This window comes from Mesobacillus sp., assembly GCF_049588175.1.
Classification (GTDB): domain Bacteria; phylum Bacillota; class Bacilli; order Bacillales; family Cytobacillaceae; genus Mesobacillus.
On the sequence record NZ_JBAVFI010000614.1, the window covers coordinates 1 to 8,087 of the forward strand.

9 protein-coding genes are annotated in these 8,087 nt (G+C 42.9%); 3 read left to right on the top strand and 6 right to left on the bottom strand.

The features are described from left to right. Positions 1–494 precede the first annotated feature (494 nt). The 3 genes from WB217_RS14875 to WB217_RS14885 are packed head-to-tail and all read right to left on the bottom strand — an operon-like array spanning position 495 to position 2,928. Complete coding sequence (locus WB217_RS14875) at positions 495–1,151, bottom strand: TetR/AcrR family transcriptional regulator (RefSeq protein ID WP_423994021.1); 657 nt, start codon at positions 1,149–1,151, stop codon at positions 495–497. 33 nt (positions 1,152–1,184) lie between these two features. After that, positions 1,185–2,216 (bottom strand): ABC transporter permease, encoded by a 1,032-nt coding sequence (locus WB217_RS14880; RefSeq protein WP_423994022.1) that lies wholly within the window; start codon positions 2,214–2,216, stop codon positions 1,185–1,187. Beyond that, positions 2,206–2,928 (bottom strand): ABC transporter ATP-binding protein, encoded by a 723-nt coding sequence (locus tag WB217_RS14885; RefSeq protein ID WP_423994023.1) that lies wholly within the window; start codon positions 2,926–2,928, stop codon positions 2,206–2,208. The genes WB217_RS14880 and WB217_RS14885 overlap by 11 nt, the downstream gene beginning before the upstream one ends. Before the next feature lie 207 nt (positions 2,929–3,135). Between WB217_RS14885 and WB217_RS14890 the strand changes: the two genes are divergently transcribed. Beyond that, positions 3,136–3,471 (top strand): hypothetical protein, encoded by a 336-nt coding sequence (locus WB217_RS14890; RefSeq protein WP_423994024.1) that lies wholly within the window; start codon positions 3,136–3,138, stop codon positions 3,469–3,471. Between the two features lie 38 nt (positions 3,472–3,509). Here the strand turns inward: WB217_RS14890 and bshB2 are convergent, their stop codons facing one another. The 3 genes from bshB2 to pdxK form a co-directional block, all read right to left on the bottom strand. Continuing rightward, the gene (gene bshB2, locus WB217_RS14895) at positions 3,510–4,175 is read right to left on the bottom strand and encodes a bacillithiol biosynthesis deacetylase BshB2 (RefSeq protein ID WP_423994025.1); all 666 of its coding nucleotides are present in this window, start codon (positions 4,173–4,175) and stop codon (positions 3,510–3,512) included. Positions 4,176–4,214: 39 nt separating this feature from the next. Next, the gene (locus WB217_RS14900; RefSeq protein WP_335377243.1) at positions 4,215–4,562 is read right to left on the bottom strand and encodes a YojF family protein; all 348 of its coding nucleotides are present in this window, start codon (positions 4,560–4,562) and stop codon (positions 4,215–4,217) included. 322 nt (positions 4,563–4,884) lie between these two features. Further along, positions 4,885–5,709: a pyridoxine/pyridoxal/pyridoxamine kinase gene (gene pdxK, locus WB217_RS14905; RefSeq protein WP_423994026.1), complete on the bottom strand. Its 825-nt coding sequence runs from the start codon at positions 5,707–5,709 to the stop codon at positions 4,885–4,887. A 625-nt stretch (positions 5,710–6,334) separates the two neighbouring features. Here pdxK and fdhD point away from each other — a divergent pair. Both fdhD and WB217_RS14915 read left to right on the top strand, forming a co-directional pair. After that, the gene (gene fdhD / locus WB217_RS14910) at positions 6,335–7,129 is read left to right on the top strand and encodes a formate dehydrogenase accessory sulfurtransferase FdhD (protein ID WP_423994027.1); all 795 of its coding nucleotides are present in this window, start codon (positions 6,335–6,337) and stop codon (positions 7,127–7,129) included. A gap of 62 nt (positions 7,130–7,191) precedes the next feature. Next, positions 7,192–8,087: molybdopterin-dependent oxidoreductase (locus WB217_RS14915; RefSeq protein ID WP_423994028.1), on the top strand; the 896-nt coding region annotated here is incomplete at its 3' end.

Sequence of the window (8,087 nt, forward strand, 5' to 3'; positions counted from 1 at the left end):
GCAAAATGCTGTGTTTTTTATTTACAAAACCACGTTTTTCTATGCCTTGGCTCTGTAATTATTCATTGATGATTTTCGTATAGGTATGAGAAGTAATAGGCGGAGAATTTCCGGCTAATGGATAAAGAGGAAGCTTAGAAGCAGAGATAAGCGGAGGAATTCCGGTTAACTGCTCTAAATAAGCCAAAATCCTAAAGATTTGGATCATATAAGCGGAAAAACTCCGCTTATTCTTAAGGAAATAGGGATATTTCCTAATTTAAAGGGAGTTTTTCCGATTATTTTTCAAACACAGTGAAGTCAACATTCAGTTTTATAACAGTACGTTGGCCATAAAATACATTATACATTAGGTGGCACTTTGTAATATTCTTACATAACAAAAAGCCCTGCATTTTGCAGGACAAAATGTATAACAATTATAAGCAGATTTTTAAACGTATTTTTATAAAAAGTGACAAGTATCCGAACCCGTTAGCATGAGTGCCCGGTTTTTACTTGCTGTTCAGTCCGCTCAATCCATGCAGGATGAATTGAACGGTTCTCTCTGTTTCTGCTTCATCATCCCAATCTGCTTCAGGCAGAATCATATAACGGGCAATTAAATACCCAAAGATGGTTGAGAGGGACAAGCGGAATACGCTGTAGGCCGGAATATCGATGATCTGGCCATTTGCTTTATAGTGTTCGACAATTTTTTCGAAGCGTTCATATACCTTTAAGGCGATATGGTCCTTGAATAAGTCCTTTAATTCAGGGTGGAACGGAATTTCCTGTAAAAGGATTTTGACGATCGGCAGATTTTTAACTAAGAAATCCCGGCGATTTTCAAGGATGGCTTTCAGGAAGTCCTCTAAATGTTCAAAATCCTGGTCGAGTACCTTATTAAGGTCTTTTATAATAAAGGGAGCGACAAACTTTGCCATCACTGGGGCAACGATTGCCAGCAGCAAATCCTTTTTCGTTTTATAATGTCTGAAAATGGTGCCTTCCGCTACACCTGCTTTTTTGGCGATTTCGCTGGTGGAGGTTGCGGAATACCCTTTTTCGGCAAAAGACTCGATCGCAGACACGATAATTTTTTTCTGCTTGTCGGTCAGTGCTTCTTCTTCATCAATTAACTCGTCGATTCTCATTTCGCGATCTGTCATCTTTAACTCCCTCCGCGGCGTATTCAAGAGTATTTATACTGCGCGGTGTTTCCTTAATGCTAAAATATTCAGCAGGATAAATACAACGGAAAAACCGGCCATAATCAACAGATTACCATAAATGGCACCCCAGCCATAGCCTCTTACCATGATATCACGCAGTGCTTCTGCTGCATAATAGAGCGGGGTAATTGGGCCGAGCCAGCTTAGCCATTCTGATATTGTATCAAGATTGATCAGTCCCGAGAAGAAGAACTGCGGCACGATGATCAGAGGGATGAACTGGATCATCTGGAACTCGTTGTTCGCAAATGCTGACAGCAGAATGCCAAGTGTCAAAGCCGTCATCGACAGCATTAATGTTATTAATAGAACGTAGATAAACGAACCTTCCATCAGCATCCCAAGAATGTAAATCGCATACCAGGCAATTAAAGTGGCCTGCAGCATGGTGAATATCCCAAATCCAAGCACATAGCCAATGACGATTTCCCATTTGCGCAGAGGGCTTGCGAGCAGCTTCTCAAGTGTGCCACTAGTGCGTTCCCGTAAAAAGGAAATGCCGGAAATGATAAAAACGAAGAAGAAGGCAAAGAAGCCTAGCAATACTGGGCCGAAATAATCAAACTGTCCCATATCCTCTGAGCCATGCAGATAATCGATCTTCAATTCCATTTGGCTAGCGGCTGGCAGCAACGGCTTTGTGGCCTGCTGGACCTGCTTCATAAAAGCTCCACTTACTGATGGATCGCTTCCTTCCAGAACGATTTTATCAAGCATAGGTCCATCAAATAGGATATAACCATCGATATCACGATTTAACGTGTCATCTTTAGCCGCTTTTTCAGAATCATATTCTTTAATCTTTGCATCTTTTAAATCCAGCTTCTCGATCACTGGGCCTGGAACATTGACAAGGCCGACTTTAGGGATATAATCGTCACCGTTAAAAACAAGATGCAGCATCGTCAGGATGATTAGGGGCGCCACAAGCATCATTGCAAGCGTCCTTTTATCCCTTAGAAATTGGCGGATAATCCTGATTACTAGAGCACTAATTCGCATGCTCGGCACCTCCGTATGCTAAAAATGCTTCCTCAACGCTTGAGGAATTAGTATTTGCTTTCAATTCTTCAGGCGTGCCAACGGCAATTAATCTGCCATCACGAATCAGCCCCAGCCTGTCACATTTCTCGGCTTCATCCATTACGTGAGTTGTAACAATCAGTGTCTTGCCATTCGCTTTCAGATCATAGAAGCCATTCCAGATGCTTTTGCGCAGCACAGGGTCGATACCGACAGTTGGTTCATCCAAAATCAGCAGTTCTGGTTCATGCAGCAGTGCAGCAGCAAGCGATAAGCGGCGTTTCATTCCGCCAGAGTAATTGGTTACCAGTTTGTTAAGATGCTCCGATAAGTCTACTAGCTCCATCACCTCAAGAATCCGCTGTTTTCTCCTTGCACCCTTCAGGCCAAATAGGGAAGCGAAAAATTCAAGATTTTCCTTAGCCGATAATTCTGTATAAAGTGCGTCAGATTGAGCCATATACCCAATCTTTTCAATTAGCTGGAGCGAGGGCATTTTTTTACCAAAAAGAAAGTTTTCTCCCTCGCTTGGCAAATCAAGGCCGACCAGCTGTTTAACCAGCGTTGTTTTGCCAGCACCTGAAGGCCCGAGCAATCCAAAAATTTCACCGCTCTGAATCTCTAATGTTATATCCTTTAATACTTCATGCTTTCCGTATCGTTTAGACACATTTTTTATTGAGACAATCATAGAAAATTCACCTTCCCTTTTATAAGTGAGTAATCACTCACTAATGTAATTACAGTTTAATTGATAATATTTTATTTGTAAAGTGAGTAATCACTCACTAGTTTATTTATTTGGAGATCAGCATTAAAAACCTCTTAGATTTTATGCTATGATATTTGTGAATATAAGAATTTAGTGAAAATTTAAAAATTAATAGGGCGTGATTTCTTGTTAAAAAGGAAAAAGAAGATATTATTGCTGATCGCTCCGCTGCTGTTGATTGGCTGTCTTTATATCTATGATGCAAGTCTAAATGTGTATAATACTAAAACCAATGACACTTTGGTCTATAAAAATCAAGAATTTCAAAGAGGGTATGAAACCTATAAAAAGTTTTACGAGAATGGTGAAAGAAAGTTTGAACTCGACAAGCAGATCGGTAAGACTGATAACAGTAAATTTATTGGGTTTAAAGAGTCTGTATGGAAAATTAAAGGAAAGCCGGAGGATGAAGTGATTTTTGTAAAAGGGTTGATGAGTGAAGGGGTATATGAAAGAAAATAATGTCCATCAAAAAAATCCACCTGAGAAGGTGGATTTCATCAAAACTTATAGGTCCAAAAACGTTCATTGTTGATCCAGGCTATCGTAGCTGGATCCTTATCCTTCAGCTTATCTGCCATATCAGCAAGCATCAGCTCGGTCTGGGAGCGATGGGCCTTCATTGCCTCAATCTTAACATCAGCTACAGCACTGATATCATGGATAATATCGGGCTGCCCCAATTCTTCCACGCAATTTCTTGAGAATGCAACACAGTGCAATTTTGGTCTGTCTGCTTCCGGCATGTTTTTAACTGCGCGCACTACTGCGGCGCCTGTTGCTTCATGATCCGGGTGGACAGAATAGCCTGGATAGAAGGTAATGACCAGTGAAGGATTCAATTCAGCAATCAATGAAGACATCAAATTGGCCAGCTTATCTTCATCTTCAAACTCTACCGTTTTATCACGGAATCCAAGCATCCTCAAATCTGAAATCCCAAGCGCGCGGGCCGCTTCCTTTAATTCTTGTTTACGTATAATAGGAAGTGTTTCTCTATTCGCAAATGGCGGATTTCCCATATTTCTTCCCATCTGGCCGAGTGTCAGGCAGGCATAAGTGACGGGTGTGCCCATGTTCACATGGGACGCAATCGTGCCGGAAACGCCAAATGCTTCATCATCTGGATGAGGAAACACGACGAGTACATGTCTTTCTTTTTCCATGGTAAAATCTCTCCTTTCAGCCAGCCTGTTCAAGCGATATTATTCGAAAGGTGTTTCGCTTATTTGCAGGGCGACTGCGAGTTTTCCGCTAAAGTCGTGGCCTGCAAGCAGCAGCCTTCCGTGTGCATCAATTTCAAAGTGAGTGATTCCTTCAGCATAAATCCAGCCTAATGGAATTTTCAATCCTGTACGATATGGTCCTTCACCAGTAATCTTTGCGCGTTCATATGTAACCTTCGCGTTGCGGATGTAAGCGCCTGATGAAAAAAATGACTCGTTGTTATGAGAAGCGTAGGCGCCATTTGTTGTTTCTAAATGGACATAGACTTCCTTGTCTCTAAAGCCGTCCAGAGCAGCCTGGACTTCTTGCACAATAACCGGATCCATTAATGATTCCTCCTTCCCGGATAAATGCGGCAAACTCATTGAAGTTTTACTTTATATTAGCCGAATAGTCAGCCTTATATGTTAAAAAATCGATATAACCATATTACTAAAAAAAACTTCTGAATGCGAAATGTATGCTTGAAGATACTTACAAAAGTGTTTAATCAGGCATTCCTTTAGCATCACTCTTGATCATGTCGGGTGAAGGATTCAGTGAAAGTTGTATCGCAGCGAGATTCTTTATTTTCATGTGATATGGAAAAAGGATGGCGGCTGCCATCCTTTTGATTATGCAGAGCAATTGCAGTTGCGCTTTTTCTGCTTATTCGCCTCTGTTGCCGTCTGCGAATTTGTTATACGCAAGGTGGGCTGTAGGGCCGACGTATTCATTCAATCGGAAGCCATGCTTGATTGCTTCTGTGATGAACTTTTTAGCAACATCCAATGCTTCAGGGACCGATTTTCCTTTTGCAAGCTGTGCAGTGATAGCTGACGCGAATGTGCAGCCTGCGCCATGAGTGAAGCTTGTTTCCACTTTTTCTGATTCGAAAAGTGTGAAGTCTTTTCCATCATAAAGGAGGTCGACCGCTTTTTCATGGTTCAGCTTACTTCCGCCCTTAATCATGACGTTCTTAGCGCCAAGGTCATAGATCTTGGCTGCAGCTTCTTTCATGTCATCAATTGTGCGGATTGGGCCAGTCTGTGCAAGCTGCCAGGCTTCAAATAGGTTTGGAGTGACAACTGTTGCTCTAGGAAGAAGCAATTCTCTCATTGCATCTGTGTTCTCAGGCATAAGTACTTCGTCTTCGCCCTTGCACACCATGACAGGGTCGATGACAACCTTGTCCAGCTTGTACTCATCGATTTTGCGTGCGGAAAGCTCGATGATTTCCACCGTTCCAAGCATTCCTGTCTTCATTGCATCAATTCCAACTGAAAGAATCGTTTCAAGCTGCTTTTCAACCAATTCAACTGGCTGAGGGAAAACTTCGTGGTGCCAGTGCTTTTTAGGATCCATTGTTACGACAGTCGTCAGGGCAGTCATGCCATAAACCCCAAGCTCCTGGAACGTCTTCAGATCAGCCTGAATCCCAGCGCCGCCGCTTGTATCAGAACCCGCAATAGTCAAAACCTTTTTCAACGTCATCAAAATACCTCCATTTCAAAATCAACCCGCCAAACACTTCACCCAATTAACGCGCCGGGGGTCAGACCCCCGACGCTTCACCGCGGTGCATCACCGGGGGTCTGACCCCCAGTGCTGTGCTGCGTTAATGTGTGGTGGTTTTTCTTGTTTATGCTTTCTTATGATTATACCAATTCCATGGAATTAGACAATGATTTGGATTTTTCCGTTTTGTTGGTTGAGGGTGCTGAGAGTGGTATGGATAACTTTCCTTTTTGTGGCGTTAGCAATGTTACGGTGATGAAAGTTACTGTCGGAAAAAATCATGTGCTTTAGGATGAATAGGGGAAATCTGTTAACTGGAATATTGTAACTTACAGAAGAACTTGTTAAAACAATCGTCACTTTTCAGCTATATTATTGTCACAATTTAAACAGTTATATCAATGAATACCCCCTAAAATAAAGGTATGGGGGTATTTTATTTCGTCCCTAGTAACTAGATTTTCTAATTTAGCAATAAACCATTTACCAGTTTGTGAGATTATTAACAGTCTTTCATTTCCATTGTTACTAACATGGAAGGAAGAAGTCGATTGCTGCACCGGATTCCGGAGGACGATTGACCACATAAGGGGTGAACAAGATGAACAAGAAAGGCTGTCCCGATGAATATCCGATCAATCTTAAATTAAATGGATATGAAATTGCAGTTTTCCAGCTGACAAACCAGGACCTTGAAGATTGGGTGTTTGGCTACCTATATTCAGAAGGATTGATCGATAAAGCGGAAGATGTTGTGAGCGTTCATTTCAGCGAAAAGGCAGGAACACTCGATGTCACCCTGTGCAATTCCTTTGATCCTGAACAGATGTTTTCAAAGAAGAAGCATTATACAGCAGGCTGCGGCCGTGGAGTCACATTCTTTTCGATGACAGACGTAAAGAAATTCAACAAAGTGGATTCTGATGAAACCTACTCATTGACATATTTATTAAAAAAACGTGCCGAGTTTGCGCAAAATTCTCCGCTATATCTGGAAACAGGAGGCATGCATGGTGCCTGCATCATCCTTGAGGATGGCAGCATCGAAGTCAGGGAAGACATCGGCAGGCATAATGCTGTCGATAAAATCATCGGACACGCTATCCGTAAGCGTTTGCATCCTGACCGGCTTGTCTTGCTGACGACCGGAAGGATTTCATATGAAATGCTCTCAAAAGCAGCGAAATATGGTTTTGCTGTCATTGGCTCGCGGACAGCGGCAACGAAGCAGGCTGTCCAACTGGCACGATTCCTCAACATTGAGGTAGTAGGCTACTTGCGCGGGAAAATGGCGACCATCTATACATCGGCGGGAAGGATCCATGATGATTTGAATCCGCCTGCTTCTGCTGAGGAACTACTTGAAAGGGGGGAAGCCCAGCAAGTATTGAATTGATGCTACCTGTGGGATTAGGGATGTTCTAGCAACTATTGGGAGGAGAGAGAGAAATGGTTGAAATCAACCTAAATCGCCGGCAGTTCTTGAAGCTGTCAGGTGCCACTGCGGCGACCCTGGCGGTTGTCGAGCTTGGCTTTAATGAAACGGAAGTCCATGCGAAAACAAAAGAATTCAAGATTGCCAAAGCTACTGTAACACCAACCATTTGTCCATACTGCGCTGTGGGCTGCGGTATTTTAGTCCATACGAAAAACAATGATGTGGTATATACGGAAGGGGATCCGGATCATCCCATCAACGAAGGAAGTCTTTGCAGTAAAGGAACGACGATCAGACAATTATTCACTTCAGAGAAACGTGTACTGAAGCCGCGTTATCGCGCTCCTGGCAGTGATAAGTGGGAAGAAAAAGACTGGGGATGGATGCTTGATACCATTGCTAAGCGTGTGAAAGAAACACGCGATAAAACATTCGTCGAAAAATCAGGCGGTATGTTTGTCAATAAAACGGAAGCGATCGCCAGCCTTGGCGGTGCTGCGCTTGATAATGAAGAAACCTATTTGCTCGCGAAAATGATGAGAGGGCTTGGTGTCACCTATCTTGAGCACCAGGCACGAATATGACATAGTTCAACGGTTGCCGGTCTGGCACCTTCATTCGGTCGTGGAGCAATGACTAACCATTGGAATGATCTGCAGCATACAGATTGTGCGTTGATCATCGGAGCAAATCCTGCTGAAAACCATCCGGTAAGCTTCAGATGGCTGATGAAAGCAAGGGAAAACGGAGGCAAGATCGTCTCAGTCGATCCGCGTTTCACAAGAACGTCATCACAGGCTGACCATTACGCCCCGCTTCGTTCAGGAACGGATATCCCGTTCATGGGCGGCTTGATCAACTATGCGATTGAAAACAATCTATATCACAAGGAATATGTTGCTAAATATACAAATGC

Excerpts from the sequence above, each read along its gene's own strand:
- WB217_RS14900 (WP_335377243.1), bottom strand. The coding sequence starts at position 4,562 with ATGGATCCGGTTATTGTGCAAGAAGTCCAGGCTGCTCTGGACGGCTTT.
- bshB2 (WP_423994025.1), bottom strand. The coding sequence starts at position 4,175 with ATGGAAAAAGAAAGACATGTACTCGTCGTGTTTCCTCATCCAGATGAT.
- pdxK (WP_423994026.1), bottom strand. The coding sequence starts at position 5,709 with ATGACGTTGAAAAAGGTTTTGACTATTGCGGGTTCTGATACAAGCGGC.
- WB217_RS14885 (WP_423994023.1), bottom strand. The coding sequence starts at position 2,928 with ATGATTGTCTCAATAAAAAATGTGTCTAAACGATACGGAAAGCATGAA.
- fdhD (WP_423994027.1), top strand. The coding sequence starts at position 6,335 with ATGAACAAGAAAGGCTGTCCCGATGAATATCCGATCAATCTTAAATTA.
- WB217_RS14875 (WP_423994021.1), bottom strand. The coding sequence starts at position 1,151 with ATGACAGATCGCGAAATGAGAATCGACGAGTTAATTGATGAAGAAGAA.
- WB217_RS14880 (WP_423994022.1), bottom strand. The coding sequence starts at position 2,216 with ATGCGAATTAGTGCTCTAGTAATCAGGATTATCCGCCAATTTCTAAGG.